The 26,817-nt window shown below is 31.0% G+C and carries 30 protein-coding genes; 5 read left to right on the top strand and 25 right to left on the bottom strand.

Features of this window, described 5'->3' with window-relative positions:
- Positions 1–70: 70 nt before the first annotated feature.
- The 4 genes from lgt to GUI12_01475 form a co-directional block, all read right to left on the bottom strand.
- On the bottom strand, positions 71–883 hold the full coding sequence (gene lgt, locus GUI12_01490; protein ID UAT42827.1) for a prolipoprotein diacylglyceryl transferase: 813 nt from the start codon (positions 881–883) through the stop codon (positions 71–73).
- A gap of 18 nt (positions 884–901) precedes the next feature.
- Positions 902–1,960 (bottom strand): 5-(carboxyamino)imidazole ribonucleotide synthase, encoded by a 1,059-nt coding sequence (locus tag GUI12_01485; protein UAT42826.1) that lies wholly within the window; start codon positions 1,958–1,960, stop codon positions 902–904.
- Positions 1,961–2,053: 93 nt separating this feature from the next.
- Complete coding sequence (locus tag GUI12_01480; protein ID UAT42825.1) at positions 2,054–2,776, bottom strand: ATP-binding cassette domain-containing protein; 723 nt, start codon at positions 2,774–2,776, stop codon at positions 2,054–2,056.
- A 5-nt stretch (positions 2,777–2,781) separates the two neighbouring features.
- Positions 2,782–3,555, bottom strand: coding sequence for an ABC transporter permease (locus tag GUI12_01475; GenBank protein UAT42824.1), 774 nt, complete (start codon positions 3,553–3,555; stop codon positions 2,782–2,784).
- A gap of 59 nt (positions 3,556–3,614) precedes the next feature.
- Between GUI12_01475 and radA the strand changes: the two genes are divergently transcribed.
- On the top strand, positions 3,615–4,934 hold the full coding sequence (gene radA / locus GUI12_01470; GenBank protein UAT42823.1) for a DNA repair protein RadA: 1,320 nt from the start codon (positions 3,615–3,617) through the stop codon (positions 4,932–4,934).
- A gap of 199 nt (positions 4,935–5,133) precedes the next feature.
- Here radA and GUI12_01465 read toward each other — a convergent pair whose 3' ends face one another.
- The 7 genes from GUI12_01465 to GUI12_01435 are packed head-to-tail and all read right to left on the bottom strand — an operon-like array spanning position 5,134 to position 11,439.
- A complete protein-coding gene (locus tag GUI12_01465; GenBank protein UAT42822.1) occupies positions 5,134–5,484 on the bottom strand; it encodes a 2Fe-2S iron-sulfur cluster binding domain-containing protein in 351 nt (116 codons plus the stop codon).
- Positions 5,481–7,346, bottom strand: coding sequence for an Hsp70 family protein (locus GUI12_01460; GenBank protein ID UAT42821.1), 1,866 nt, complete (start codon positions 7,344–7,346; stop codon positions 5,481–5,483). The genes GUI12_01465 and GUI12_01460 overlap by 4 nt, the downstream gene beginning before the upstream one ends.
- Before the next feature lie 7 nt (positions 7,347–7,353).
- Entirely contained in the window at positions 7,354–7,818 is a 465-nt protein-coding gene (locus GUI12_01455) for a DnaJ domain-containing protein (protein UAT42820.1), read from the bottom strand.
- Positions 7,799–8,170 carry an iron-sulfur cluster assembly accessory protein gene (locus GUI12_01450; GenBank protein UAT42819.1) on the bottom strand — a complete coding sequence of 124 codons (372 nt, stop codon included), beginning with the start codon at positions 8,168–8,170 and terminating at the stop codon, positions 7,799–7,801. The genes GUI12_01455 and GUI12_01450 overlap by 20 nt, the downstream gene beginning before the upstream one ends.
- A 20-nt stretch (positions 8,171–8,190) precedes the next feature.
- Entirely contained in the window at positions 8,191–8,622 is a 432-nt protein-coding gene (gene iscU, locus GUI12_01445) for a Fe-S cluster assembly scaffold IscU (GenBank protein UAT42818.1), read from the bottom strand.
- Positions 8,623–8,635: 13 nt separating this feature from the next.
- Positions 8,636–9,841, bottom strand: coding sequence for an IscS subfamily cysteine desulfurase (locus tag GUI12_01440; GenBank protein UAT42817.1), 1,206 nt, complete (start codon positions 9,839–9,841; stop codon positions 8,636–8,638).
- Between the two features lie 44 nt (positions 9,842–9,885).
- Positions 9,886–11,439, bottom strand: a complete 1,554-nt coding sequence (locus GUI12_01435) for an aminotransferase class V-fold PLP-dependent enzyme (GenBank protein UAT42816.1) — start codon at positions 11,437–11,439, stop codon at positions 9,886–9,888.
- Between the two features lie 257 nt (positions 11,440–11,696).
- Between GUI12_01435 and GUI12_01430 the strand changes: the two genes are divergently transcribed.
- Entirely contained in the window at positions 11,697–12,479 is a 783-nt protein-coding gene (locus GUI12_01430) for a hypothetical protein (protein ID UAT42815.1), read from the top strand.
- An 11-nt stretch (positions 12,480–12,490) separates the two neighbouring features.
- On the opposite strand, the gene GUI12_01425 is transcribed toward GUI12_01430, so the two are convergent.
- From GUI12_01425 to dxr, 4 genes are read right to left on the bottom strand one after another with little or no spacing between them, the layout of a single operon-like run.
- Positions 12,491–13,615 carry an anhydro-N-acetylmuramic acid kinase gene (locus tag GUI12_01425; protein ID UAT42814.1) on the bottom strand — a complete coding sequence of 375 codons (1,125 nt, stop codon included), beginning with the start codon at positions 13,613–13,615 and terminating at the stop codon, positions 12,491–12,493.
- Positions 13,616–13,634: 19 nt separating this feature from the next.
- On the bottom strand, positions 13,635–13,955 hold the full coding sequence (gene grxD / locus GUI12_01420; GenBank protein UAT43438.1) for a Grx4 family monothiol glutaredoxin: 321 nt from the start codon (positions 13,953–13,955) through the stop codon (positions 13,635–13,637).
- Between the two features lie 45 nt (positions 13,956–14,000).
- Positions 14,001–14,516: a hypothetical protein gene (locus tag GUI12_01415; GenBank protein UAT42813.1), complete on the bottom strand. Its 516-nt coding sequence runs from the start codon at positions 14,514–14,516 to the stop codon at positions 14,001–14,003.
- Positions 14,517–14,570: 54 nt separating this feature from the next.
- Positions 14,571–15,698 (bottom strand): 1-deoxy-D-xylulose-5-phosphate reductoisomerase, encoded by a 1,128-nt coding sequence (gene dxr / locus GUI12_01410; protein ID UAT42812.1) that lies wholly within the window; start codon positions 15,696–15,698, stop codon positions 14,571–14,573.
- 211 nt (positions 15,699–15,909) lie between these two features.
- Here dxr and GUI12_01405 point away from each other — a divergent pair, with 211 nt between their 5' ends.
- The gene (locus tag GUI12_01405) at positions 15,910–16,557 is read left to right on the top strand and encodes an exopolysaccharide biosynthesis protein (GenBank protein UAT42811.1); all 648 of its coding nucleotides are present in this window, start codon (positions 15,910–15,912) and stop codon (positions 16,555–16,557) included.
- A 16-nt stretch (positions 16,558–16,573) separates the two neighbouring features.
- On the opposite strand, the gene ubiG is transcribed toward GUI12_01405, so the two are convergent.
- The 3 genes from ubiG to lpdA all read right to left on the bottom strand — a co-directional run bounded on the left by ubiG (position 16,574) and on the right by lpdA (position 19,515).
- Positions 16,574–17,266, bottom strand: a complete 693-nt coding sequence (gene ubiG / locus GUI12_01400; GenBank protein UAT42810.1) for a bifunctional 2-polyprenyl-6-hydroxyphenol methylase/3-demethylubiquinol 3-O-methyltransferase UbiG — start codon at positions 17,264–17,266, stop codon at positions 16,574–16,576.
- Positions 17,267–17,389: 123 nt separating this feature from the next.
- Positions 17,390–17,638 carry a hypothetical protein gene (locus GUI12_01395; protein ID UAT43437.1) on the bottom strand — a complete coding sequence of 83 codons (249 nt, stop codon included), beginning with the start codon at positions 17,636–17,638 and terminating at the stop codon, positions 17,390–17,392.
- 473 nt (positions 17,639–18,111) lie between these two features.
- Entirely contained in the window at positions 18,112–19,515 is a 1,404-nt protein-coding gene (gene lpdA / locus GUI12_01390; protein UAT42809.1) for a dihydrolipoyl dehydrogenase, read from the bottom strand.
- Between the two features lie 230 nt (positions 19,516–19,745).
- Between lpdA and GUI12_01385 the strand changes: the two genes are divergently transcribed.
- Both GUI12_01385 and GUI12_01380 read left to right on the top strand, forming a co-directional pair.
- Complete coding sequence (locus tag GUI12_01385; protein UAT42808.1) at positions 19,746–20,240, top strand: transcription elongation factor GreA; 495 nt, start codon at positions 19,746–19,748, stop codon at positions 20,238–20,240.
- 38 nt (positions 20,241–20,278) lie between these two features.
- Complete coding sequence (locus GUI12_01380) at positions 20,279–21,046, top strand: methyltransferase domain-containing protein (protein ID UAT42807.1); 768 nt, start codon at positions 20,279–20,281, stop codon at positions 21,044–21,046.
- A 6-nt stretch (positions 21,047–21,052) separates the two neighbouring features.
- Here GUI12_01380 and GUI12_01375 read toward each other — a convergent pair whose 3' ends face one another.
- The 7 genes from GUI12_01375 to fliF form a co-directional block, all read right to left on the bottom strand.
- Positions 21,053–21,754 carry a 16S rRNA (uracil(1498)-N(3))-methyltransferase gene (locus GUI12_01375; GenBank protein ID UAT42806.1) on the bottom strand — a complete coding sequence of 234 codons (702 nt, stop codon included), beginning with the start codon at positions 21,752–21,754 and terminating at the stop codon, positions 21,053–21,055.
- Between the two features lie 19 nt (positions 21,755–21,773).
- A complete protein-coding gene (locus GUI12_01370; protein ID UAT42805.1) occupies positions 21,774–22,607 on the bottom strand; it encodes a 3'-5' exonuclease in 834 nt (277 codons plus the stop codon).
- A gap of 8 nt (positions 22,608–22,615) precedes the next feature.
- On the bottom strand, positions 22,616–23,053 hold the full coding sequence (locus tag GUI12_01365) for a hypothetical protein (protein ID UAT42804.1): 438 nt from the start codon (positions 23,051–23,053) through the stop codon (positions 22,616–22,618).
- A 65-nt stretch (positions 23,054–23,118) separates the two neighbouring features.
- Positions 23,119–23,571, bottom strand: a complete 453-nt coding sequence (locus GUI12_01360) for a hypothetical protein (GenBank protein ID UAT42803.1) — start codon at positions 23,569–23,571, stop codon at positions 23,119–23,121.
- Positions 23,572–23,608: 37 nt separating this feature from the next.
- Positions 23,609–24,010: a hypothetical protein gene (locus tag GUI12_01355; protein ID UAT42802.1), complete on the bottom strand. Its 402-nt coding sequence runs from the start codon at positions 24,008–24,010 to the stop codon at positions 23,609–23,611.
- A 65-nt stretch (positions 24,011–24,075) separates the two neighbouring features.
- Positions 24,076–25,047, bottom strand: coding sequence for a hypothetical protein (locus tag GUI12_01350; protein UAT42801.1), 972 nt, complete (start codon positions 25,045–25,047; stop codon positions 24,076–24,078).
- A complete protein-coding gene (gene fliF, locus GUI12_01345; GenBank protein UAT42800.1) occupies positions 25,028–26,680 on the bottom strand; it encodes a flagellar M-ring protein FliF in 1,653 nt (550 codons plus the stop codon). Before fliF ends, GUI12_01350 begins: the two co-directional genes overlap by 20 nt.
- Between the last annotated feature and the right edge of the window lie 137 nt (positions 26,681–26,817).

Here is a 26,817-nt window from a genome sequence, read left to right as displayed (position 1 = left end):
GATTTATTCAAACGAAGCATATATTGATACAGTAAAGTTTCATATCAGCAAATAAATCCCCTATATTTATTTACAGATGCACTTTGTTTGTTTTCTGTGAAGCACAAAGATTTGATCGTTTAAAATGCACTATATACATCATAATTAACCCTAAGAGCACCAACGGTAAATTAAGAACCTGTCCCATTGTTACTTTATCCCATAAAATATAGCCAACTTGTGGATCAGGTTGTCTAAATAATTCACAAAGTATACGAAAAAAAGAATAAAGAAAGAAAAATAGGTATGATAAAACCCCATCTTTTGCTGGCCTATACTTATTTTTTATAACATTCATTATAAATAGCAATAGCAAACCTTCAAGAAAAGCTTCGTATAATTGACTAGGATGGCGCGCTACTCCTTCATTAATATAACTAACAGCCAATATAAAGTCAGATTCTCTCCCAATCAATTCATTATTAATTAAATTGGCAATTCTTCCTAAAAAAATAGCAAAAGGCACTATACAAACCAAACTATCTAATAGTCTAAAAAACGTGATCTGGTATTTTGCACTCATGTGATAAACAGCAATAGCACCACCAAATACTCCACCATGAAACGAAAGACCTCCTCGCCAAATATAGAAAATTTCTACCGGATGGTGCATAAAATATTTTGCTCCATAAAAAATTATGAAGAATAATCTTGCAAACAAAACACCATAAACAAAAGAAAAGAATATAGAATCTTCAAAAAAGTCTCGGGATGCTTTCATATCTTTAGAAACCTTAAAGCAGCATACAAATCCACCTATTAAAAGCAAAATCGCATACCAGCGAATATTAACCCATCCAAAATCTATAGCAATTGGATTGAAAAAAGGAACTTCTATAACCATACGCAAAAAATTCAAAATTTATAATGCACACTTATTAACATGAGCCATTTTTCTTCTATCACTTATTTTTTCTTTGCCATAGATATGAATAAAATGACTGTCACAAGAATATTTATCAGCTCCCACAGGATGCAAATCTCTTATATCCTCCCCCAAGATATTTTCCATGATACAATCATACGTCTTTTTTATCTTCTTCAAATTGTACCCGAATAATATTCTAACCAATTGTTCAAATTGACTAATATTACAAGCATTCATACTCCAGTGCCCCGTATTATGTGGTCTAGGAGCAATCTCATTAACAATGATATCTTCATTCTTGTCAATAAAGAATTCAATAGCTAATATACCAATTAAATCAATATTAATCGCTATTTTTTTGGCATAATTTTGTATTAATAATACTTGATCATTCCCAATATCTGCTGGAATTTTTGACGTACATAAAATTCCATCGCGATGTATATTTTCTGCTACAGGGAAAAAATCCACCTCCCCTTTCTTATCACGGGATACAATTATTGACACTTCTTTTTTAAAATCTATTACCTCTTCTGCTATTAAATCACAATCTGGAAAAACAAAATTCTCCAAATGGCCATTATCGCGAATTAAATATTGCCCCTTTCCATCGTATCCTAATTTATTAGTTTTTAGTAATGCCGGAAAGCCAAATTTTGATATATCATTTTTATTTCTTATTGGAGCATATCGTGCAGTTTTTATACCTATATCAGAGATAAATGTTTTCTCTAGCGTTCTATCTTGAGCGATTTTTAAAATCTTCGGATGAGGAAAAATATGATCATACCTTTCTAAGAAATCTAAACAATTGATTGTTATATTCTCAAATTCAAAAGTTAGATAGTCAACGCTGGCAGCAAATTTAGCTAATGATGCAGTATCATCGTAAGATGCAACAGTAGCAAAAGGTGTCATTAACAATGCTGGATCATCTTTTTTATCTGTATATATATGTACATTAGCACCGAATTCAAAAGCACTTAAGGCAATCATTCTTGCTAATTGTCCCCCACCTATTATACCCAGTTTTTTATACGATATAGACGACATATATCAAAAAAATTATATTCTATCAGAAAAAATTCTAACATAAAGATTTACGAAAGTTAAGGTGAGTTAGATTTAGAAATAAAACAAGAATATTCAACTCAAAAACATTTGAATTTTTGGTTCTTGCACAGAAGGTAATGAGTTTATATCCCCTTGCCATAATAATTGCCCATCAATAAGAAATAAAACTCTGTGGCCAACTTCATACATGCACTTAGCATTGTGCGTTATAGTAACAGCGGTTATTTCATACTTATTTATATAATGTTTAATTAATTTACTTATTTTATCATTGGTGATGGGATCCAAGCCTGTTGTTGGTTCATCAAAAATAGCAATCTTTGGCTTAATAATAAGGCTACGCAACACTGCAACTCTTTTCCTCATTCCTCCTGATAATTCATTAGGATAAAATTCAGCAACATCTTCATCAAGGCCAATATTTTTAAGCTCAGAAATAGCAATTGCTATAGCTACTTTTTTCTTCATATTTCTTCTCTTAATCAAAGCAATAGCAAGATTATCTTTAACCTTTAAACTATCTAATAATGCATCACTTTGAAAACAAAATGAGATATCATTAGAAACAACATTTCTTCGCAAATTAGTTGTTAATTTTTTATCATTTACCCTAATAGAGCCCGATTCTGGCTGCATAATCCCTATCATCATTTTGGCTAACACTGATTTTCCACTACCAGAATTACCCATAATAACTAAAGAATCCTTATGCGCTATGCTAAGATTGAAACCATCAATGACTTTTCTTCCAGAAAATTCCTTACATACATCTTTTAAAACTATAATATCTGCCATATAACCTATACTGACATTATCGAAGTAATAAAGTAATTTAGTACCATTATCATGACAAGTACCATAACTATAGCAAAAGTTGTATTAATCCCAACACCTCTAGTTCCTCCTGTTGCATTGTAGCCCATATAACAAGATACAAGACCAGCTATTAGAGAAAATATAAGTGATTTCACGAGACCAATATAGATATCATACCATTGCAATATGTTAATGATATGACTAATATACCCTAAACCACTCAATTTGAAATAGTATTGTATCACTAGATAACCACCATACAGCGCAAAAATATCAGCAAGTATTAACATCAATGGGAAGCCTATACAACATGCTAAAATCCTTGGAAAAACAAGAGTTGAGTAAGTATCAATGCCCATGACTTCCAATGCATCTATTTGATTAGTAATACGCATTGAAGCAAGTTCTGAAGTAGCCCACGATACAACCTTCGCAGAAAGAATAATCCCAGTAATAGCTGGTGCTAATTCACGCATTATTGCAAGCGAAACAATTTCTGCTACAATTTCCTCATCTTTGAACAGCTGTAGGCCTGTGTAAGTATGTACTGTTAAAACAGATCCTGTACTCAAAGAAGTCAAAGCAACAACTAGTAAAGAAAAAAAAAACACTTCCATAAAAGCGTACAAAGTGTTTTCCCAATAATCACGAAATTTTATGAAGCAAAAAATAGTTCTTACAGAAAATATAAAAAAGAGAGCAGCTTTAACACACAATTCAAAAAAAGAGCGTCCTGTTAAATTAACAAAATTAAACATCTACAATAGAAAGTTAGCTAAAATTGACATCAATATATACAAAATTATACAATGCACATATGAAAATAAAGTTTATATGTAAGAATTGTAGTTGTACATACTACAAATGGCAAGGCAAATGCTCAGAGTGCAATAACTGGAACACAATTGTACAGGATACTCAAACAAGTACATCATCGTATCAACCACAGGAAGTCTTCTCATTGGATAGAGGAATAACTTTAACTAACAATTCTATGTCCAGAATTAAATCTAATATAAAAGAAGTTGATCAAGTACTGGGAAGCGGTATGGTTAAAGGTTCTGCAGTACTCGTAGGAGGTTGTCCAGGGATTGGCAAATCTACTCTAATGCTACAGATATTATCCAAGTGTGAACAAGAATCTCTGTACGTTTCTGCAGAGGAATCTCTGGAGCACATATTAATGAGAGCCAATAGATTATCATTAGAAAATAAAGCAACAATAAAAGTTTTAACTACAAATTTACTAGAAGAAATAATTGCAACTGTTAATAATCTTAAAACTAATAACATATTAGTTATAGATTCTATCCAAACAATTTATAGTGAAACGATAGATTCTTCTCCGGGCACAATCACGCAGGTGAAATATTGTACTCAAGTGTTATTAGAGATAGCCAGAAAAAAAAATATAGTGCTATTTATCATAGGACAAGTAACCAAGGATGGACAAATAGCAGGCCCTAAAGTATTGGAACATATGGTAGATACAGTTTTATATTTTGAAGATGAAGCAAATGCATCTTTTAGAATATTACGAGCTATAAAAAATAGATTTGGCGCAACAAATGAAATAGGCATCTTAGAGATGTCTAAAGAAGGTTTAATAGCTGTACATAACCCTTCTGAGATATTCTTAGGAAACAATCATAAACCAACCAGTGGCAGCGTAATATTCTCTGGAATGGAAGGTACCAGGCCAATATTAGTAGAAATACAATGCTTGATCGTAAATACAAATATGACAATACCAAGACGCTCTGTAGTCGGGTGGGATATAAATAGACTAAACATGATAATCGCAGTTATACAATCTAGATGTGGAATATTCATGGGAAATAAAGAGGTATATTTAAATGTTTCTGGAGGACTGAAAATAACAGAACCAGCAATGGATTTAGCAGTAGCAACAGCACTAATTTCTGCTTATAAAAATAAACCTCTGATGGAAAGTACAGTAGCTTTTGGCGAAATATCTCTTTCTGGGGAAATAAAGCCTGTATCATCTGATTTATTACGATTGAAAGAATCTGCAAAATTTGGTATTAAAAAGGCAATTATTCCTTCCAAAGAGTATAAGACAACAATGGATTTTCATAAGATAGATAATGTAAAATTGCTACAACAAATAATTTAAAATCATCAATAAATTCCTCGTCAATATCAATTAACAGGATCAAAGAATTCTAAGGTGAAAACAAAACCTTATAACAATTACTCCTAACATAAATTATGTATCAACAGATAGCTTGCCTATATTTCTTAATTTTCAACAGCACTGCAATATCTCTCTTCAATAGAACATCCTAAGCTAAACAAATAGCAGATGTAACCTATTAATCACTAATTGAGATATTCCTACTCTCTTTTGGAACCTTAATAACCATTCCATCAAAGCTTTCATCAACCATAAGTTGACACCCTAAACGAGATGTCGGCTGTACATCATAAGCAAGATCCAACATATCCTCTTCTTCTTCTGTCGCAATACTCATTCTTTTAAAATCATCAGCAGTAAGAATCACATGACAAGTAGAGCAAGCCAAAGAGCCCTCGCATGCACCTTCCAGGGGAATATCATTATTTCTTGCAACAGTCAATATATTTTCCCCCTTAGCAGCTAAACATTCTATTATGTTTCCTTCTTCAAGTTCAAAATAAATTTTTATAATTTTATCTTCACTCATACTTTATCTATATTACTATCTAAAATATCATCGATCTTACTACTTAAATAAGTAGTAACTCTATTCTCTAGCTTGTCATACACAACATCTAAATCTTCAACCTTCAGATCGTGTACATCTATTTTCAGCAAACGATAGGCATCATTCAGACTGTTCCTTAAAAATTCAGAAGATTCAGTATCAATATTTTTGCTAAGAGAATCTTTACACAAAGAGAGCAATTCTTCAAGTTTTCTTTTTTTATCAATTTTCTTTTTAAACTGAGAATCCATCATGCCATACTCACAAGAATCTCCAATAAGACGATCAATCGCATCATCATCAATTCCATCTTTATAACTAAGCTCAATACTCTTCTTATTACCCGTTAATTTATCTTCCGCAGATACAATGAGCAAACCATTTTGATCTACCTTAAATGTTATATCAACTCTAGCCTTCCCAGCTTTAAAATTAGATAATTTAAAAGAAAATTCTCCAAGAAATCTAATCCCCTTAGTATCCATTTCTTGATCTAATATTTCCCTCTCTCCTTGCCAAATTCTCACAGACATATATCTTTGATCATCAGAATAATTTGTAAAAGATTGAGTTACACTAATTGGTAGAGGACTATTACAAGGGATTAATTTTTCTATTATACCACCCATTGTTTCTAATCCAATAGAAAGAGGTATAACATCCAAAATAACCTCTCCATAGCCAAACGATAACTTTTCTGCATATTTTGCAGCCCCCTTAACAACAGCTTTATCAGGATCGTCATAAAAACATAACTGTTTTAACTTTTCTTGAAAGAAATTTTTTAAAATTCTCATTTTTGTTGAACCACCAACAAAAACAATATAATCAATTTCATCAATACCTAAATCCAGTGATTGCAGCGTGCTTAACAATATCTGATAAGTAGAATTCAACAAAGGGTGAGAGGCATTTTCAAAATTATCATAAATAACATGACAACAATATTCTGCACCATTAAACTTCACGCTATATGATATTTCATCATTATCATTAAGTTTGCATTTGAGGCTTGGCATATCACGTATTATCTGCTGCTTCAAGATATCTGGAATTTCTTTAAAAGAATGAATATCTCGCAAATATGTACACACCATATCGTAGAGCAAATAATCAAAATCATCTCCTCCTAGATTATTATCCCCTCCTACACCCAATACTTTAACAATATCACCTTGAACATTAAGAATAGAAACATCAAAAGTGCCACCTCCTAAATCATACACAGCACATATCTTATTATTTATGTCAGATTTATCTGAAAAATTAGACTTATAGTGCATCAAAGCAGCTGTTGGTTCATTAAGTAATCTTAATACCTTAATATTAGCTATATTAGCAGCATCATAAATAGCGCTACGAGCTACTTCATCAAAATATGCTGGTACAGTAATAACTGCCTTATCAACTGTTGTGTTAAGATATTTCTCTGCTTTATACTTTAGTATTTTCAAAATTTCTGCAGTAATATCAACAGTATTAAATTTCTTCTCTCCTAGCTTAAAATTCAATGACCCCCTGCGACTAGAATCTTCAAAATCTATATTATGTATACTGCTATGAGTAGTTTCAATTGATTCAGTTACTGTTTTACCCAATAAGCGCTTAATGGATGCAATATGATTTTTCTTATCTAGAGCAGCATATCCAAAAAAAGATTGATCATCTTCATATGCAAAAGCAGATGGAAAATAATAATTATCTTCATCATCAATTGGAACAATTTCTATTATACCGTTTTTAGCATAAGCTATCAATGAATTGGTAGTTCCAAAATCAATACCAATTGCGATTCCATCTAGATTTTTCTTTGGCTCTTCAATAGTTATAAAGTTATTCATATAGTTATTAAATTAACTTATTCAAATATCTTAAAGATAAATAATGTTCTTTTATAGATGAATGATTATCCATATCAAATGCTCTCATCAAACACAATTTAGCATATCTTATCTTCTCTTTCACCAGATGTATCATAGCATCATCTTGCTTTTCTTCTTCTAATCTCATACGTAGATTAAACATCTCATTTAGAAATTCTTCACTAGGTGCTATATTATCATGATTAATTCCCCTAATTTTCATCATATATTCTGCTCTTAATATATCATCACGTAAAATTCTATAAGCATTTTGAATATCTAATAATTTTTTCTCACAGACCTCTTTTTGTAGATCAGAGACAAAATTATCAGGATGAATTAAAGAACAAATCTTCAGATAATTCTTCTCTAAGATCGTAAGATCCAAATCATAATTCTCTGATATTCTTAATATAGAGAAACAATCTTTCTTAACTGAAGCTTTCACCACAACCGCACCTACCAGATTCTTGTGGGTTATTAAAAACAAACCCTTGTGAAATATCATCTGATTTGTAATCTAATTCCGTACCTATCACAGATAAAATAGATCTTCGATCAACAACAACATAAAATTTATCCTTCAAATTTTTGTATTTGGTGGAGTGAATTCTGACAATCTCATCTAATTTATGAATAGTATCTTTATCGTATATAAATTCCATGTTGTACTTTTTTCCGTAACAACCGCCATTGACTACCACTATCTTTATAGCAAAAGCTCCTTGTTCTTCCTTATTAAGAATAGATTCAAACAATTTATCAGAAGCCAATGTTGTTACAGTAATTACACTACGCGCCATATCCAGAAAAGAATAATTATTTACCCTTCTATTTTATCAAATGATTCATCTTCATCTGTAGAATCATCTATTAAAAATTTATCTTCATAATCTTTCATAGCTGCACTGATTGCATCTTCTGCAAGAACAGAACAATGTCTTTTCACGGGAGGAAGAGAAAGGCGTGATGCAATAGCAGAGTTTCTAATCCCTTTAGCTTCATCAAGAGTTTTCCCAATCAACATAAGAGTTGCCAAAGAACTAGAAGCTATTGCTGATCCACATCCAAAAGTTTTAAATTTTGCATCCACAATAATTCTTGTTTTAGGATCAACTTTAATTTGCAATTTCATAACGTCTCCACATGCTGGAGCACCAACCATACCAGTACCAACATTTTTCTCATTCTTCGGGAAAGACCCAACATTATGAGGGTTATTGTAATGATTTTTTACATCTTCACTATAAGCCATATAAACACTCCTTTTAATGCTCAACCCATTCTACTTTTGAAAGATCAATACCTTCTTGCACCATTTCCCAAAGAGGGCTTAAATCCATCAATCTTTTAATTTGTTTTACTATTTTTTGTCCAGTGTATTCAATCTCATCTATAGTATTAAATCTACCGATACCAAATCGTATAGATGAGTGCGCCATTATATCATCTAAACCTAACGCTCTTAACACATACGAAGGTTCTAAAGATGCAGATGTACAAGCTGATCCTGAACTAACAGCTATATCATCAATAGACATAATAATAGATTCTCCTTCAACATATGGAAAACTAATATTAAGATTACCTGGCAATCTACTTATCATATCACCATTTACTGTAGCCGATGGAATACCTTCGCAGATTATATCACGCAATCTATTTCTCAAGGATAAACAGCGTTTGCTCTCTTCTTCCATAAACTCTGCACAAATCTCTGCTGCTTTTCCAAAACCTACAGCAAGTGGCGTTGGGACTGTCCCAGAACGCATACCTCTTTCTTGCCCCCCTCCTATTATAATCGGGGATAATCTAATTCTGACAGGTTTACGGCTCACATATAATGCTCCAATACCCATCGGGCCATATATTTTATGAGAAGATATACTTAAGAGGGATATATTCATATCATTTACATCAATTTTGATCTTTCCATAGGCCTGTGCAGCATCTACATGAAATATGATATCATTATCTTTGCATATTTTACCTATCTCTTTCATTGGTTGAATAACGCCAATCTCATTATTTGCAAACATGACAGATATAAGTTTAGTTTCAGATTTTATAGCTTCTTTTAAATCCTTAATATCTATTAAGCCGTTACTTTGTACTCTAAGATAGGTCACTTCAACACCCATTCTTTCTAACTTACGGCAACACTCTAAAACACATTTATGCTCTGTTTGAAGTGTAATAACATGCTTAATTTTATAAAATTCCACTGCCCCTAATATAGCAAGATTATTAGCTTCGGTAGCACCAGAAGTTAATATAATATCCTTTCCAGAAGATCCTATTAATTTGGCAATATTATCTTTAGCGTTATCCACTGCTTCTTCGGCACTCCAACCGAAATTATGGCTACGAGAGTGCATATTGCTAGGTTTCAGAAAAAAAGAGCTCATCTCTTCGAGAACGCGAGGATCAGTTTGAGTTGTAGCATTATTATCTAGATAAACTAACTTAATCATTTAAAACCTCTTCTTTAAAAAGTCCTTCTGAAATTCTCTATCTCCTAGTTCAATATAGGATAATTAAATTGATAGAGGGAATTATACATACTTTTCCAAGACTTTACAAGATGTTCAAAATCATTTTTATCGTTATTGATATTTGAGCTAATTCTAATAGCACATTGAGCTAAGGCATCTTCATAGCCCATAGCCTTCAATCCATGGGAAGTTTTATATAATCCAGAAGAACATGCAGAACCATTACTGACACATATTCCATTCATATCAAAATGTAACATCTGCAAATCATTTTTAACATTTGGTAATATTGTACAAGTTGTATTACCTATTCTAGATGCCTCACTACTACATATAATTATGTCAGGTATTAATTCACATAAATCGCTTTCAAAGGTGCTGTGTAATTTTACTAAATTCGCAAAAGATTGAATTCTATAATTTAACATATCTGCAATTTCCCCTAAAGCGTATATAGCAGGAACATTTTCTGTACCAGAACGCATTCCTTTTTCTTGCATTCCTCCTAGAAAAGTCGGAAGGATTGAAATATCTGATCGATATATTAAAGCACCGGCGCCAAATCCCGCGCCAACTTTATGTCCAGAAATAGTCATTAAATCTATTCCAAGGTCTTTAATATTTATATCAATCCGCGAATATGCTTGAACAGCATCTACATGTAAAAGTCCTCCCAGAGAATGAACAATATCAGATATTCTTTTTATATCTTGCATAACTCCTGTTTCACTATTCACAAAAGCTATGGAAATCAAGAAAGGTTCATTTAAACAAGTATTTTCATCAATCATTGATCGCAAGGTATTCAGATTTAATACTCCGTTGTTATCAACACCTATTAGATTAACATTAGGCAAATTATCTAATATTGAAACATGCTCTATAGCTGAACAAAAAAACTTACTAATACCTTTAATTTTTCCAATGTAATAATTAGCTTCTGTAGCGCTTGATGTAAATAATAATTTATAATCGGATTCTATCCCTATAGAACGTAATATTCTTTCACGAGCTTGTTCTATTAAATATTTTGATTTTTGCCCCAATTTATGAGTTGAAGACGGATTATAAAATAACTTAGAATTAATTTTTTGCTGTATGGTGTAATCAATTGGAATGGTAGCATTGCTATCAAAATAAATAATATTATCTTTCGAACCCGCCTGATATTTCTGAATTAAATCCAGGATTTTATAATCTGCTGTAAGAATTTGCTCCATGTTTTCTTGAAGATCTGCTAAAATATCGTGAATAAAACATTTAGCACCGTTATCAAGGCATCCAACATGATCTTTACAGCGTGTAAATTTTATACCATTTTCAATAGATTGGATTAAATCTAATATTGATAACTCTGATAAATCTTTGGCAATAAGATAACCGCCGCCAACACCAGAAGAAGACTTCAATAATCTGGTCTTAGCCATAACAGTCATTATTGATTCAAGATATTTTATTGATACATTTTGTCTTTTTGCAATCGCTTGCATTTTAACTGGTATCGTATTTTGCTCACTATTCATAATGATGTCAAAAACAGCTAAGATTGCATATCGCAAACGGTTAGATATCAGCATATCACAAAACAAAAATTAAGTAAGTACAACACATCCGTTGCAAAGATTAAAAATTTGACATATTAGCAAAATTTATTGTATAATAGAACCATTACGTTGTGCAACATTAATTGAGAAATTAAATGTATAACAAGTTAAAAAAAATCTACGTAAATGTACTTTTAGGGAATATTTAGACAACAAAGTGTTCTTTACAGATTTTTTAAAATTTATATTGAGATATTTATCCTCAATTAAAGCAAGGAGGTGTAATCTAAATGAAGCGAATATGTATTAATACAACCGCTGGTAAGATAACTGTGGATTCATATTTTCACAGCACCGATAGGTGTATGTTGTTATTTCCTCCTCATCCAAAGTATGGCAATGCTAATGCAAACCCTGCTATTAGAACAGTCAATAAGGCTTTTGCAGCAAATAATTTTTCAACACTATGTGTTAACTTGGATGAAAATATGGGAGAAGAAAGCTTTGGCAAGATAACAAGTAATCTGATTGCATGGATAGATAATAATTTCCCGCTATTGAGTGATTTTTGGATTGGTGGCATGTTTTTCGGCTCTTGGTTAGCGCTTAATTTAGTAATGAGAAGGCCAGAAATAACTGGATTTATAGCTCTGGGATTACCAAATAAACTTTATGATTTTTCATTTTTAGCACCATGTTCTGTTCCTGGAATATTGATACAAGGAGAAAAAGATAAATACTCTGATCTGCAGCAAGTAATTAATGTATCATCCACAATAAAAAAGAAAATGCCTTCACTATTTCACTGTGAAGTAATAAAAGATGGTGATCATTCTTTCAGTAGAGTATCTGATTTACAAAAGATCTATGATATAACACAGACGGAAGTAAAGAAAATCATTGCAAATTCCAAAACGCAAAAAAATGAAAATGCAAAATTGAATAAAAAGCCTAGTGATAGCAATAATACTCAATATTTATCAGATTTTACAGCAAAGAATATCAACCATTCGAGTTCAGAAGATGTGTCTGAGGAAAAAATGGAAGAAGAACTATTTGATTGCACTGGATAAATCTGCTTTATTTATTTTTCTTCTTGAGAATTATTGTATCTGTTTAAGATTCCTCCTTGACAGAATTTCTTTCTGACGCCAGTTGTTTGAGTTTCTGTGATATGTAGGTTCAATAGACTACGAACAGCTAAATATGCAAACGCCCCTGATTCTATGAAATCTCCGTTAAAATCACCAATTTTATCGATATCGATGACATCGATCTGCATTATTTGAGTAATGCAATCTATTATATACAGATTTTTTCTGCCGCCGCCTGATACTATAATCTTAATATTTTCAGTATCTCTCGCAAGACTATTAATAGCATCACATATACATAAAGCAGTAAAATATGCTGCAGTTGCTACTGCATCTTCAAGTATCATATTCTCAAAAAAATGCACACTAAAAAATTCACGATCAAAGGACTGTATTTTCTTTGTAGTTTTAAAGTAATCGGACAGACTCTTTATAACATTTTGATTCACATTGCCTTTAAATGCTATTTGCCCCCCTATGTCATAACATATTTTATCTGATTTTTTATACAGAATATTATCAATTATGCAATTCCCGGGGCCAACATCTGAAGCATGAATTTTATTTTTATAAAGATGAGTAATATTAGCAATACCACCAATATTAATTACAAATAATTCCTGACCTTGATAATATTGAGAGAATAGAGCGCGATGAAAGATTGGCACCAGTGGAGCACCTTGTCCCCCATAAGACATGTCATTTTTACGGAAATCACTTATAACATTGCATTCACAGAGAGCAGAAATTAAAGATGCATTACCAATTTGCCAAGTCATAGAAATATCTGGTCTATGAAGAACTGTATGACCATGAAATCCGATAATATCAATTCTTTTGACCCCAAAAGAAGCAGCTTTTTGAATTGCTTTATTTATTGCATCAACATGTAGTAAAGTAATATTATGCTCTATTTCTAAAATATCATTTACTACTAAACTAGTTTTACTGATATCTAACAAAGATTTACTAAAACGCTCATCATAGGCAAAGAATTCATTGTATATGAAACGAATAAATTCTTTACCATCGGTTTCAACAATAGAAATATCTATTCCATCACAAGAAGTTCCACTCATTGTCCCTACTGCAATGTAAGAATCCTCTTTATCCATATAATCTTCTTAATAAAATCTAAGAATTAACATTAGCAAGAAGATCTTTCAATTCTCCTGTTTGATAAAGATCACGTACAATATCTGCTCCACCTATAAATTCCCCTTTTACATAAAGCTGTGGGATAGTTTGCCAATCGGAGAAAGTCTTAATACCCTGACGGATTTCTATATCTTCTAGTACATCAAATGTTTTAAATTGGCAATTTAAATCATTAAGTATCTTCACAACAACCCCTGAATATCCACAGGCAGGGTAAAGCTCATTGCCTTTCATGAAGAGTACTATAGGAGCACTGTTAACGATATTAGTTATTTTCTCCTTGAGTGTTTCATCCAACTGTACATTGATAGGTAAATTCATATAAACATCAAAAAATAAAAATTAAGCAGCAGAATACTCAAATATTACAATCTTAGAAAGTCCATAACAAAATACTCTCTTTAAACTAAGATCTTTAGGAACATTCTGAAAAAGATATTTACTAGAAATTTCACAAATAATCAAGGATTCCGGTTTTAGCATATCATACTTTAGCATATTTTGTATTGTCCTATCTGCAAGTTTACTATCATAGGGAGGATCTAAAAACACAATATCCGCTTTTCTCAAACCTTTTTTGCCAATTCTAAGAGATAATACATCTGATGCTAACACAACAACTTTTTGATTATCTAAGGCATTAGAATCAATATTAGAAGTATTTGTATCAACTAAGTATAGTTTTTTTAATCCTAGTTTATTCAATATATTAAGGCTAACAGCAGCAGATCCACAATATAAATCATACATTATCTTTTCATCTAAGCTGTCGTAATAATGCTGTAAAAAATCGTATATGGCATCCCTAACTCTTGATTTGGTAGGCCTAAAAGCATTATTCTTATATCTATCAAACATAAGACATCTAGATAAATTTTATAGTCATAATAATGACATTATAATATTCAAAACTTACGAATACAAACAATTACTATATTTATATAAAGCATTTCTTGTTAAATATTTAACTTGTTTAATAATATCAAAGATACTTTCTATATTGTCTATAGCATCTTCGTTATAATAATATGTACTTAAGACATCTTCTATGCATTTATATATGCTATCAAATCCTATAACTCCAGAGATAAAATATTCTACTGCTATTTCGTTTGCAATTGTTAGTGTAATGTGCTGATCTGTTTTTAGAAAATTTAACATAGGATATTCACTAACATCCGCTCTAAAAAAAGATAGTTCGCCATGTTTTACAATATCAAGACAATTCTGATATGAATGCATTTCAGCAGAATCAAATATAGAGGATATTGGAATTTTCATATCCGGTAAAAATAATGAAGCGTGCTGTTCTCCATTCTTATAATGAACAAAAGAGTGCACTATGCTCTGTGGGTGAATAACAATGTCAATTTTATCTTTCGGGAAAGAAAATAGATAATGAGCTTCTATTACCTCCATAACCTTATTGAACATAGTAGCAGAATTAATTGTTATTTTCTTACCCATTGCCCAAGTAGGATGTTTCAAAGCATTATTAAGATTTTTAGTTATTTCTTTTTCTTGAAAAAAAGCACCACCTGATGCTGTGAGAGTAATTTTTTCAACATCATTATTTAGAATTCTGCTTATAGCATAATGCTCAGAATCTAGAGGAATAATCTGTTCAGCATAATCAGAAAAGAGCTTACCTCCACATATTATGGATTCTTTATTAGCCAATGCAACTTTATTGCCAGATTTTAATGCATTCATTGTGAATGTTAATCCATCATAACCCATAACAGCATTAACAACACAATCTACTCTTTCTGCAACAAGTGAATTAATTGCATCATACCCACATAACAATTTTGTTTGGGAATTTGTAAGCAATGATTTTAAATCATCGTAATAATCTTCATTTAATATGACAGCAAATTCTGGATTATATTTCCCTATCTGCTGTGCTAACAATTTATAATTATTAGCAGCTACAAGGGCAAAAACAGAGTAATTAGTGTAAATATCCAACAAATCCAAAGTTTGTATGCCTATAGATCCTGTAGATCCTAAAACGATTATTTTCTTATACGAGATCATTCATTTATATGGAAAAGAAAAATGTTAATCAGATATTATATATCAAATTTTTTAATTCTTGAACTGAGTTACTCAATCATTCTCTTGTAATGACAACTAAAGAAGTTTACACTAAACTAACTTCGTCTAATCTAATATTGAATTCTAATTCAAGTTCTCTTATTACAGAGTTAATAGTGGAATGTGCGATTCTTATTTTGCGTAATGAAAAATGAAAAAGCATAGAAATATACTAGAAATATTAAAAGAAATAAGAGATATTAGAAAAGATAAAATAGAAACTAGCGTCAAGGAGGACAATGATAGAATAACATTGTTAGAAATAATAGCAGTTTTGCATGCAAAAGGCTTTGCGATTCTGATACTGTTGTTTTGTTTACCTTTAACTGTACCTCTTCCCGTTCCTCCAGGATATACAACTGTTTTTTCTATTCCGACGCTATTATTTTCAGTACAGATGTTATTTGGCAGACAAGCACCTTGGCTTCCTAAAAAAATTGCAGAGATAAAAATCAAGCGATCAATATTAGCCTATCTAGTTGAAAAAACTTCACCGATTTTACATAAAATAGAACATTTTTCACGTGCACGTATTATGTTTTTTAGTTCAAAAAAAGGAGAAAAATTATATGCAATAATATGTTTGATATGTTCATTAGCTATAGCGCTACCTTTACCTATGACAAATATGATTCCTGCAATAGGTTTAAGCATTTATTCTATAGCATTAATCAATAGAGATGGTTTGTTAGCAATATTAGCAATACTAATTTGTATAACAGGCCTAATAGTTACATCCCTTGTTATAATATTAGGCAGTAAATTCGTGCATCTGATGCTAAACATAATAAAAAAATAATATCAATTGCACTTTTTCAGTTTGCTTTGAATGCCATAAAATAATTTGTATTAACTTTATTTTTTTGTAATTTCCATTCAAACAATAATGGATTGTAATTTAATCCAGTAATATCTAACAATTTTAATTTAATTAATGCATTAGTTATCTCCGAAGGTCTAACAAATTTATTCCATTGATGAGTTCCTTTAGGCACAAAATTCAAAAATCTCTCAGCAACCAATATAGCTTTAATATAAGAATGTATTGTTCTATTAATTGTTGAAAGCACTAATATCCCCCCGTGACATAATAAACTAGCACACTGCGTTAAAAAATCTTCCAATTGATCAACGTGTTCTACAACTTCCATCAAGCATATTAGATCATATTTTTTATCACCATTGGATATAAGGAAATCTTCTAATTCACAATGAAGATAATTTATATTTAAAGAGTTATCTTCAGCATGCTTTTTAGCAACACATATACTCTCATAACACGGATCAATTGCGGTGACATTTGCTTTAATCTTAGACAGTGACTCACTTAATATTCCTCCACCACAACCTATATCAAGAACTTCCAAGCTATCAATATTTATTAAGCTATTAATATAGCTAACACGCAAAATATTTAAATCATGTAATAATTTAAATTTACCATTTTTATCCCACCATTCATTTGCCAATTCAGCAAATTTTTTTATCTCAAAGCTATTTGAAACCATTTATACAAATTCTGTTAATAAACATTACATAATATAGCAATATAGTTTACTTGGTAAAGAATATTTTGAGAATTAGCATGCAAGATAAAATAGTGAAAATGTTTCATAAGAGTGTAAATAAAGTTATTTCTTTTCTAAAAAAGTTATTGCTTTCTTTCTGACATACTCTGGTGGATACCCCGCCATATGGCATACTTCTATGAAATCTGGATTCATATTAGTTAACCATTCAGTAGCTCTTTTTTTTTCAACAACGTTTTCTGTTCTTTTTGCCATACTGGATGCATCAAGAATAGCTTGTAAAATTACTCCTCTCCATAAAGAGCGATTTTTGGCAGTCTCAGTATTGTTATGAAAGATAATATCTTCTATGTCTTCATCGCTGTGCAAATAACCAAACTTTAGATTGTTATTCTCTATCCTACATACTTTCATAATTGTTTTTCCCCAAAAAAAAATTAGATCAATATGATTTTCGCCTAGCAAGTATTAAAGCTTTGAACAATAAGTTAATAGACTAGCTATGCAAATAAGAAACAATACAGAAATTATACTTTTCAAGGAAACAAATAAATAAAAAAAATATGTTATTTAACAATATATCAATAAAATAAATAATGTTAGAATTATAATATAATAATTCGCAAATAAAGAGAAAATGATTCTGCTAAAAGCTTGAAAGATAGGAACTTTTAACGCCTTCGAACGAACATAATAAGTGTGATAAATAGCAACTGATATCTTCTACTAATGCAGCTAAACAAGATTGGATAACCATGGTATATGCATATAATATGGCGAATTTATAAGTGGAGAAAAGATGTCACTCTTCTCTCCACTTAGCATTACATATGTATGGCTTTATCAAATGCTTGCAAAGCAGCTTCTTTTAACGCTTCTGGAAGGTCAGGATGAGAGTGACAAGTAACAGCAATATCTTCTGCTGATGCTTTATAATCTAAAGCTAAACAAGCTTCGGCAATCATAGTTCCCGCTTGTTGTCCTAATATATGTATCCCTAGTATTCTTTTATCTCCAGGCGCTACAATAACTTTAACAAAACCACTTGTTTCACCATTGACTTTTGCTCTACTGCAAGCAGAAAAAGGGAATTTTCCAACTGAGTATTTTATATTTTTTTGCTTTAATTCTTGCTCAGTAAGACCAACAAAAGCCGCTTCTGGGCTGGTATATATAACAGATGGCATACAACCAATATAGGGTTTTTTTCCAGATATTATCTCAGCTACTGCTATTCCCTCTTCAGAAGATTTATGAGCAAGCATAGGACCTTCTATTACATCACCAATTGCATAGATATTTTTTTTACCTTTCACTTGGAATATATCATCAACAGCAATTTGACCGCCCTTAGATAGCTCAGCATTTAAATTTAACCCCTTAGTATATGGCCTTCTACCAATAGAAATAAGTAATTTTTCTGCTTCTATATCATGCTCAGAACCTGAAATTGCATCTTTATATTTTATATTCACAGAATTTTTCTTCTTATCAACAGAACTCAACATGCTGTTTAATTTAATCTCTATACCCTGTTTAGATAAAATGCCCTGCATTGTTTTACTTACTTCGTTATCAAAGACAGGGATAATAGAATCAGAACCTTCTAATACTGTCACTTTAGAGCCTAGACGAACCCATACAGAAGCCATCTCTAGGCCTATGACACCTCCACCAACAATAACTAAGCTTTTAGGGATATAATCCAACTCCAATACACCAGTAGAAGACAGGATCTGTTTTTCATCGAATTCTATATTTGGAATAGCAATTGATTCAGAACCAGTAGCAATAACTATATTCTTAGCACGAATTATATCTTGATCATTTACTATAATTTCTTTAATATCTGAAGAATCATTCTTAATACTTGCAGTTCCAACGATTCTTGTAACTTTATTTTTTTTAAAAAGAAAATCTATTCCATTACAAAGCTGCTTAATAACTGCATCTTTTTCATCGTGCAACAATTTTGCATCGATATCAACATTCCCAACTTTGATAGATTTACTATGAAAGCTATTTTTTGCATCAAAATATCTATGTGATTCATTAAGAAGAAATTTTGATGGAATACATCCTTCATTTAAACATGCTCCACCAAGCGTAGAACGCTTCTCTATGCACGCAGTTTTTAATCCCAATTGTGCACTACGTATAGCACAAACATATCCACCTGGACCTCCTCCTATCACAATAACATCAAACACTTCACTGGTATTAGACATATACAACCTTATTCAATAAAAACACTACAAGAACATTATATAAACCAAAATTAAAATCTCAAAGGCTTAGTAAATGATTAACTAGATTGAACTTATAATGCTGGGCAGTGAATATAAATTGAAATACAAAGTTATTGAACATAAAAACAATTACTAGTATTATATCTTTGCTATCTAGTTAGTAGGAATCCACTAATTTGATTTTTTGTTAGATTGGTTAGCGAATAATTTTGGTAAGTAACAATAATAATTCTATGAACACATCATATATAACAAGTGAAGAAAAAAAGAAGTTGCTAGATACAATAAGTGATCTATACAAACAAAGAATTAAAGCGTTAAAAGAAAAAGAAGATGCGGCAGCTATGGGTGATTTATCAGAGAATAGTGAATATAAAGAAGCTATCAGAATGCTTGCTATAATAGATAGAAATTTAATGCGCTATAATAAAATAATTTCTAGTTCCAGCGCGGTCGATCCATCAAAATTAACTGGTGATACTGTAAAATTTGGAGCAACAGTAACTGTTATGGATATCGAAACTGACAAAGAACGTACATATCAGATAGTTAGTGAATATGGCGCTTCTATAGAAACCCACTCTATATCTATTCTTTCGCCTCTAGGGAAAGCATTGATAGGTAAAAAAACAGGAGATTACATAGAGTTTTTCACTCCCAAAGGCTTTAAAAATTATCAAGTAATAGATATTAAGTACATCTAGTAAACATACACTTCTTATGTCTTGAGTTCTTAATAAACATGAACAGTAATTTAATGGATGTTACGCACTTCAGAAAAGTGTTCTCAGAATATGCCTTTAGTGAAGATAATATGCTTTTGCTAAAATATTTTTATCCTATTATGTGCAGTAGATCAAAAATTGCGAATCCTGTTATCATGCAACTTGGATGTTTTAAACATTTCACTAATGAGTATATTGAAAAGTTAGGCTATAAAGAAGTTATAAATGTGGATTTTGCAAAAGGCATGATGACCGATGTAATAGGGGAAAAATCTCTATTACAGCATACGTTACAATTAAACAAGGGCTTTGAAAATCGATTTGATCTAGTTTTAAGCTTTATAATAATTGAAATGTTTCCAAATATTCAAAGAACTATCATTGAGATATACTCCACCTTAAAGATCGGAGGACAATTTATCGCAGCAGTGTTTGGTGAAGATAATTTGAAAGAGTTAAAAACCATTGTAAAACAGGAAAATATAGCATCAGAAAATGATCATAAAAATTTATCTAATATTTATATTGGCTCCATACTGCAGATGAGTATGTTCCAAAAAATTGTACTACAAAACGAATATCTCGTAATTAAATATAAAAGATTCAGTGATCTATTCAGAGATTTGCAAGCTCTTGGATATTCAGTTTATATTCCACTAGCTAAAAAAATAAAAAAAAGTACATATAAATCGATTAAACAGAAATACAAAGAATTATTCTATGATAAAGTGAATGGTTACACAGTAACAATACATTTGATATTAATTAGCTGTGAAAAAAGATAAATTATTCTAGATATGTTTTCTTCTATTCAATATATAGTAAGATAAGGCGACAATAGCAGCTGTCTCGGAACGCAATATATTAGAACTTAAATTGAGCTTTTTAATACACGGAACAGATAATTCATCTTCGGTTAAACCGCCTTCTGGCCCAATAAAAATAATAGGAGCCCTGACTTCATCAAAAATTTGTTCTAAATTTTTTTCCCCACTATAGCAATCACATGCCAAAATAGTATGATCTTTATACATGTTAATAAAATCTTTAAAGGAAATATATGGTTTGAATTCCGGCACACATAACCTATTAGATTGTTCTGTAGCTTCTACTAAAACATCATAGACTTTTTCATATTTAAAATTATAATTCCCGTTCGTATGAACTGTAAAAACTGGCTGAATAACATCAATTCCTATTTCTGTTAATTGCCTGAGCATAGTATGAAAATTACGCCATTTAATAGGAGAAACTGCAATCATGACCTTCATATCATCACTTCTTAGCGCTTCTGATCTAATAATCGATCCAACAACACATTGACTAATACCAAAAGTAGCTATCCACTCTTTTCCACTACCGTTAAAAACATAGAAATTATCTCCTTCTTTAAGTCTCATTACATGGAGTAAATAATGTTTATTCTCATTACTAAGAGAAAAAGCCGTCCCAGATTGCAGATAAGATTTGTGAAAGATTCTAATTTTTGACATTCAAAATAAAAGAAAAACGTTATACATCAATTATAAATGTATGATCACATAAAATAGCCCAATTTTCTAGATATATTTGATAGCTAGGAACATTAGAAATATTACTCTTAAGGTAGGCCATAAAACTCTCAATAGAAAGATTATATCCTTCTGAAGAAATTGAACCTCTGCTATGTAATGTTCTCAAATAGATTAGATAGGTACTCATAACATCAGATACACAATAATCCTTTAATTTTTCCCATTCACCTTTATCATACAGAGTAGTCACCTGAGAACCATCAACTCCTTCAATTTTACAAGGGATATTTAACAATGAACAAATTTCTAGCATCTTAACTGGAGCAGAAGCCTTATAATCAGAGAGAAATTCTAATAAATCACAATGCCAATCAAGACCGGTATATCGCTGATTATAGGAATTCCATTTATCTCCAGCAGAGTGAAAATGGCCCAATTGTATAAAATGCTTCATAGCTCTATACTTCAGAACTGGTAGATCGAAAATTTTACCATTAAAACTGACAATAATAGGCAAAAATTTCCCTGGTCTAAAAATAGAGAAAAAATGTTTTACGATATCATGTTCTGTATTATTATCTAGACCAATCGATGAAATCTTCTTCATAGACAAAAACCCTTCTTCTGAGACTTTTGCATGCAAAATACTAAGCATAACTATCTTATGAAAAGGCTGTCTTAAAAAGTCATTACCTGTTGATTCGTGATGATATTGTATCATAAAATCCCGAGCTTCAACATCTGATGTAAATTGCTTCCCCGTTAAGGATTCACAACATTCCACATCAGGTATCGTCTCAATATCAAATACAACTACATCACGAAAATTCATAGCAAGAATTACAAATATACTATCGTCATTTCACCAGAAGCGTCAGGAATATAAGTATAAACCTTAAACGGTGCAAAAGGCTCAACGTGCACCAAATCAGGATGACAAGTTATACTATGATACCGCATATCATAATCTGGCACTCCTTCCATAGCTGCAAAAAAACCATGGTCATGTTTGATTTCCTTATATACTTTATTATCTGTTGAATTACATACATTACATTTACTATCTGGTATTACAGCAAAAGCCTCTTTATGACCTGTAAAATAATTCACACTTTGCAAAAATATATTATCAAAACTCATACCACATGCCTTCCCAAAACCTCTATGAGTATCTACCCTAACTTCTTTAAAGCAGATATCGTATCCATTTTTCATACAATATTCTACTTTCCCAAGAAGAGAAACATTTGGTAAATGTCTTTCTAAACTAAGTAACATATTTACCCCCCTAAAAAATATGAAAATACATTATAACATAAATTGTATTTATTTGAAATTTAAAATTATAAAAACACGGAAACTTCATTACCTAATGAATCAATGCAGTTAATAAAGGGAACACCAAAGACATCTACTTGTACACTTTCAGGAAGAGAAATAGAAACTTGAAATTCCTCATTGAAGTCAAAAAATCGATCATCTTGATAATCTTCATTTTTGTATTTAAGTGCCTTCAATACATTGAAATGAGAACCTTTTTTCTGCGGTAAATCTGGCATAACAGCAAAAGCAACATAATCACTATTATAGCCAAAAATTTTGTTATATATATAATTAAAAAAACCTGATGAATTATTTTGTTTATTCATAACCTTTAAGAAGGCTATTCCAAATCCATTTTTTTCACAAAACTTAAATTTTTCTTTAATTCCAGCATTAGGCAAAATATAATCAAGAGAGCGATACATTCTATTAAATCTTACCAATAAAATCATCATTGGAGATTGTAATATCATAAAATGAGAATATCAATGAAATGCAATAATAAAAAATTCACAACCAACCCAATATATCATCATCGGGTAATATTATTATTTCGTTTAAGGAAATATTCTCATCTTGATAACTTGGTAAGCAAAATTGTCCATCTTGGATCAATTTTAAAAAAACTTGATTAAAGTCTTTCATATATGTGACATGTTCATGTTTTAGGGCTACTAGATGTGAATATAAATGCCCCTTCTGAGTTTTATGAGTGTTTATTTCGTCTAAAAGATACTGATAATATATATCAAACATATTTCTAGCATAAGCTATTTCATCAGGAGAAAGTTTTGAATAATCAAATTTTTTCAAAGAACAGGCTACCCTATGATAATCACCCCAACACTTAAGTGCTTTATTCTTTGTTATAGCTTTATGTAAATAACGATCAAATATCTTTTTTCCAGACACAGCATATTTCCCCCCGATAAAATCGTATTTTATCATATATGAGAAATTTTTCGAACATCAAATATTTAACTTATTTTTATTTCCCCATTTTTTATCAGGTTACGTGCAACAGATGCAATAGAAGATCTAGCAGTCAATATTTCTTCTTCTGTTACACTACCAGCTGACATTTGAATATCATCTTTAATAACACGAGCTGCACGTTCAGACATATTCTTGAAAATCATATCAAATATCTTTTTAGGTGCTTTCTGCATAGCAAATTTTAGATCTTCTTTATTTATAGCATTAAGTAGAGTTTGCATATCTTTTTCCCTTAAGCCCTCTAAATTCTCAAATTTAAATATGTGATTCTTTATAAAATTTGATAATTCAGGGTTAATAACATTAATTCTGCCAGTAAGATATTGTTCCTTTTTAACACTCAAATTATTAAATAATTCAATCAATACCCTTCTACTAAATGAAGATTGTATTTTTGTTAAACCATCTTTAAGGCTATCTTCTACTTGCTCTAGTATTTCATTATCTATATTTTCAACATTAGAAAGTGCTAAAACAATATCCAAGGCTCTTTCTTCTTCAATTTTAGTTATAAATTCAACTACCAAATCGCTTGATAGATGTGATAAAATCAATGCGACAACAGTTGGTCTTTCTTTATTTAAAAATTCAAATAGGTTCTCTTTATCAAGATTTTCAATATCTTTCCAGATAGTTCTATTGATGCCCTTTAAAATAGATTCTTTACGCTCAGGAGATAAATTAGATATCAGGTTTTCAACTGTCTTCATATCTCCAATTCTAGTAGATTGCCTTAATCTAACAACAAACTCTTTTGCACTAACATCAATAAAAGATTGTGAAATTTGACCAAGTTCACTAATAATAAAGCATATTGCTTGTACTTCCTCTATATCAAGCATATTCATGACCTTATCCGCTTGCACTTCCTTAAGTTGCATAACGATAGCAGCTACAGAACGTAGACCTTCGTAATTAAATTTATTACTAATTTCATTTGGGATTTTTTTCATCATTAAAAATCATTGATCTTAAAACATTCACAAAAGTATCTGGTCTTTTGGCTATAAAAGCATGTATTATACTCATATTTCTATCAGTATTATCCAGATTGATTCCATATAAATCTATATCTTCATTTTCTTCCAGAGCACTTAAAAAATCCCCTGCTTCTTCACCATCTTCCTCAAATTTTGAAGTCTCTTGCTTATTTGCATCATCTTCAATTTGATTTCCTATTTCATCCACTAATATATTATTCGCATCTTTCGTATTTTTTGCACCATAAATTTGATTTATCACTGACACAATAGGACGTGAAAATATAAACATTCCTAAAATTGCTACTATTCCATAAACTACGGTACTAACTATTGGATATATATCTTCTATATCATTTATGAAACCTAATTCTCCACTTTCTAAAATATCATCTTCAGAAAATTTAATATTAACTATCTCTAATTTATCACCTCTGTCATAATCTATCCCCACAGCAGAAACTACTAAAGTCTTAAAGGATTCAATAAATTCATCACTACGTGGTTTATACTGTATAACGCCGTCTGCATCAGCCTCATATTCACCATCTACCAATATTCCAATAGATATATTTTTTATAGACCCTGGAAAATAACTTATCTTATTAATAGAACGTGAAATTTCATAATTAAACATTTCCTCTGTTTTTCTATTGTTGCTAGCATCTCCCCCAGACTGCTGAGTAGGGCTTTGGTTAGGAATATTATTTTGTACAGAAACATTTGCAGAACTCCCACTAGTTTCGCTACCCTCTTCATTAAGAACATGGCTAGAACGAATAACTTGCTGATTGGGATCATATATCTCAGAATCTGTTATTTGATATTTCATATCTATATCAATAGAAACTTCCGCAGCTATTTTGCCATATCCAACAGTTTTGAATCCCAAATTTTCGATAGAATCTTTAATTTGGCGCTCCAAGGTTATTTTATATTCATACATGGAACTAGAACCATGTTCCTCTTCTCCATCAGCAAGCTTATAATTTCTTCCATCAGTACCAACAATTGTTATGTTATTTATATCGAGTTCTGGCACTGCTGATGCAACAAGGTGGCTGATCGCCTTTATTTCTTTTTTTGATAAATCTCCATCTTTATAAAGCTGTAAAGTAACAGATGCAGATGGAATATGCTTAGACTGCATAAACAGTTCTTTTTTAGGCAAAACAAGATGCACTCTTGCGTTTTTAATAGATTCAAACGAAGATAATGTCCTACTTAATTCCCCTTCCAAAGCACGCAATAGATTAACATTCTGTGCAAAATTTGATGTTCCTAAAAATTCACTTTTATTGAAAATTTCATATCCTATAGTACTCCCATTACGTGGCAATCCTTCCTCAGCGAGAGTAATTCTTGCTGTTTGCAAATTCTCAGAATTAACATAAATTGCTCCTTCTTTCTGAACATAATTAATACCAGATTTATTAAGAACATAAAGCAGCTCTGCAATCTCTGTAGCATCTGAAGGTTTATATAAAAGAGCTAAATTAGTTCTATTAGAAGAAAGAAAAAACAGCGAGAAAAAAAATAGAACTGCTCCCAACAAACCAAAATATATTTGCTTTTTAGGAACTAATTTAACCTTATCCCACAACATTACAACTAAACCACCTGCAATAGGAGAAAATCCTCATACCATACGTTACAAACGCTGGTAAAATCAATAAAATCCTATGATAGATAGAACATGTTTAAAAAAATACTAATTACACAGATAAAAATAAATTATAGCCA

Source organism: Anaplasmataceae bacterium AB001_6, from assembly GCA_020002265.1.
Taxonomy (GTDB): domain Bacteria; phylum Pseudomonadota; class Alphaproteobacteria; order Rickettsiales; family Anaplasmataceae; genus AB001-6.
Note: the sequence above shows the minus strand (reverse complement) of the source record. Positions and strands in the feature narration are given on the sequence as shown.

Excerpts from the sequence above, each read along its gene's own strand:
- ubiG (UAT42810.1), bottom strand. The coding sequence starts at position 17,266 with ATGGTTTCAAATAGCTTTGAGATAAAAAAATTTGCTGAATTGGCAAAT.
- GUI12_01425 (UAT42814.1), bottom strand. The coding sequence starts at position 13,615 with ATGGATAAAGAGGATTCTTACATTGCAGTAGGGACAATGAGTGGAACT.
- lgt (UAT42827.1), bottom strand. The coding sequence starts at position 883 with ATGGTTATAGAAGTTCCTTTTTTCAATCCAATTGCTATAGATTTTGGA.
- fliF (UAT42800.1), bottom strand. The coding sequence starts at position 26,680 with ATGTTGTGGGATAAGGTTAAATTAGTTCCTAAAAAGCAAATATATTTT.
- radA (UAT42823.1), top strand. The coding sequence starts at position 3,615 with ATGAAAATAAAGTTTATATGTAAGAATTGTAGTTGTACATACTACAAA.
- GUI12_01350 (UAT42801.1), bottom strand. The coding sequence starts at position 25,047 with ATGAAAAAAATCCCAAATGAAATTAGTAATAAATTTAATTACGAAGGT.
- GUI12_01360 (UAT42803.1), bottom strand. The coding sequence starts at position 23,571 with ATGATATTACAATCTCCAATGATGATTTTATTGGTAAGATTTAATAGA.
- GUI12_01450 (UAT42819.1), bottom strand. The coding sequence starts at position 8,170 with ATGGCGCGTAGTGTAATTACTGTAACAACATTGGCTTCTGATAAATTG.
- GUI12_01405 (UAT42811.1), top strand. The coding sequence starts at position 15,910 with ATGAAAAAGCATAGAAATATACTAGAAATATTAAAAGAAATAAGAGAT.
- GUI12_01440 (UAT42817.1), bottom strand. The coding sequence starts at position 9,841 with ATGATTAAGTTAGTTTATCTAGATAATAATGCTACAACTCAAACTGAT.
- GUI12_01380 (UAT42807.1), top strand. The coding sequence starts at position 20,279 with ATGAACAGTAATTTAATGGATGTTACGCACTTCAGAAAAGTGTTCTCA.
- GUI12_01480 (UAT42825.1), bottom strand. The coding sequence starts at position 2,776 with ATGGCAGATATTATAGTTTTAAAAGATGTATGTAAGGAATTTTCTGGA.
- GUI12_01465 (UAT42822.1), bottom strand. The coding sequence starts at position 5,484 with ATGAGTGAAGATAAAATTATAAAAATTTATTTTGAACTTGAAGAAGGA.
- GUI12_01485 (UAT42826.1), bottom strand. The coding sequence starts at position 1,960 with ATGTCGTCTATATCGTATAAAAAACTGGGTATAATAGGTGGGGGACAA.
- lpdA (UAT42809.1), bottom strand. The coding sequence starts at position 19,515 with ATGTCTAATACCAGTGAAGTGTTTGATGTTATTGTGATAGGAGGAGGT.
- GUI12_01365 (UAT42804.1), bottom strand. The coding sequence starts at position 23,053 with ATGTTACTTAGTTTAGAAAGACATTTACCAAATGTTTCTCTTCTTGGG.
- dxr (UAT42812.1), bottom strand. The coding sequence starts at position 15,698 with ATGATCTCGTATAAGAAAATAATCGTTTTAGGATCTACAGGATCTATA.
- iscU (UAT42818.1), bottom strand. The coding sequence starts at position 8,622 with ATGGCTTATAGTGAAGATGTAAAAAATCATTACAATAACCCTCATAAT.
- GUI12_01475 (UAT42824.1), bottom strand. The coding sequence starts at position 3,555 with ATGTTTAATTTTGTTAATTTAACAGGACGCTCTTTTTTTGAATTGTGT.
- GUI12_01370 (UAT42805.1), bottom strand. The coding sequence starts at position 22,607 with ATGAATTTTCGTGATGTAGTTGTATTTGATATTGAGACGATACCTGAT.
- GUI12_01375 (UAT42806.1), bottom strand. The coding sequence starts at position 21,754 with ATGTCAAAAATTAGAATCTTTCACAAATCTTATCTGCAATCTGGGACG.
- GUI12_01460 (UAT42821.1), bottom strand. The coding sequence starts at position 7,346 with ATGAATAACTTTATAACTATTGAAGAGCCAAAGAAAAATCTAGATGGA.
- GUI12_01430 (UAT42815.1), top strand. The coding sequence starts at position 11,697 with ATGAAGCGAATATGTATTAATACAACCGCTGGTAAGATAACTGTGGAT.
- GUI12_01415 (UAT42813.1), bottom strand. The coding sequence starts at position 14,516 with ATGTTTGATAGATATAAGAATAATGCTTTTAGGCCTACCAAATCAAGA.
- GUI12_01435 (UAT42816.1), bottom strand. The coding sequence starts at position 11,439 with ATGCTGATATCTAACCGTTTGCGATATGCAATCTTAGCTGTTTTTGAC.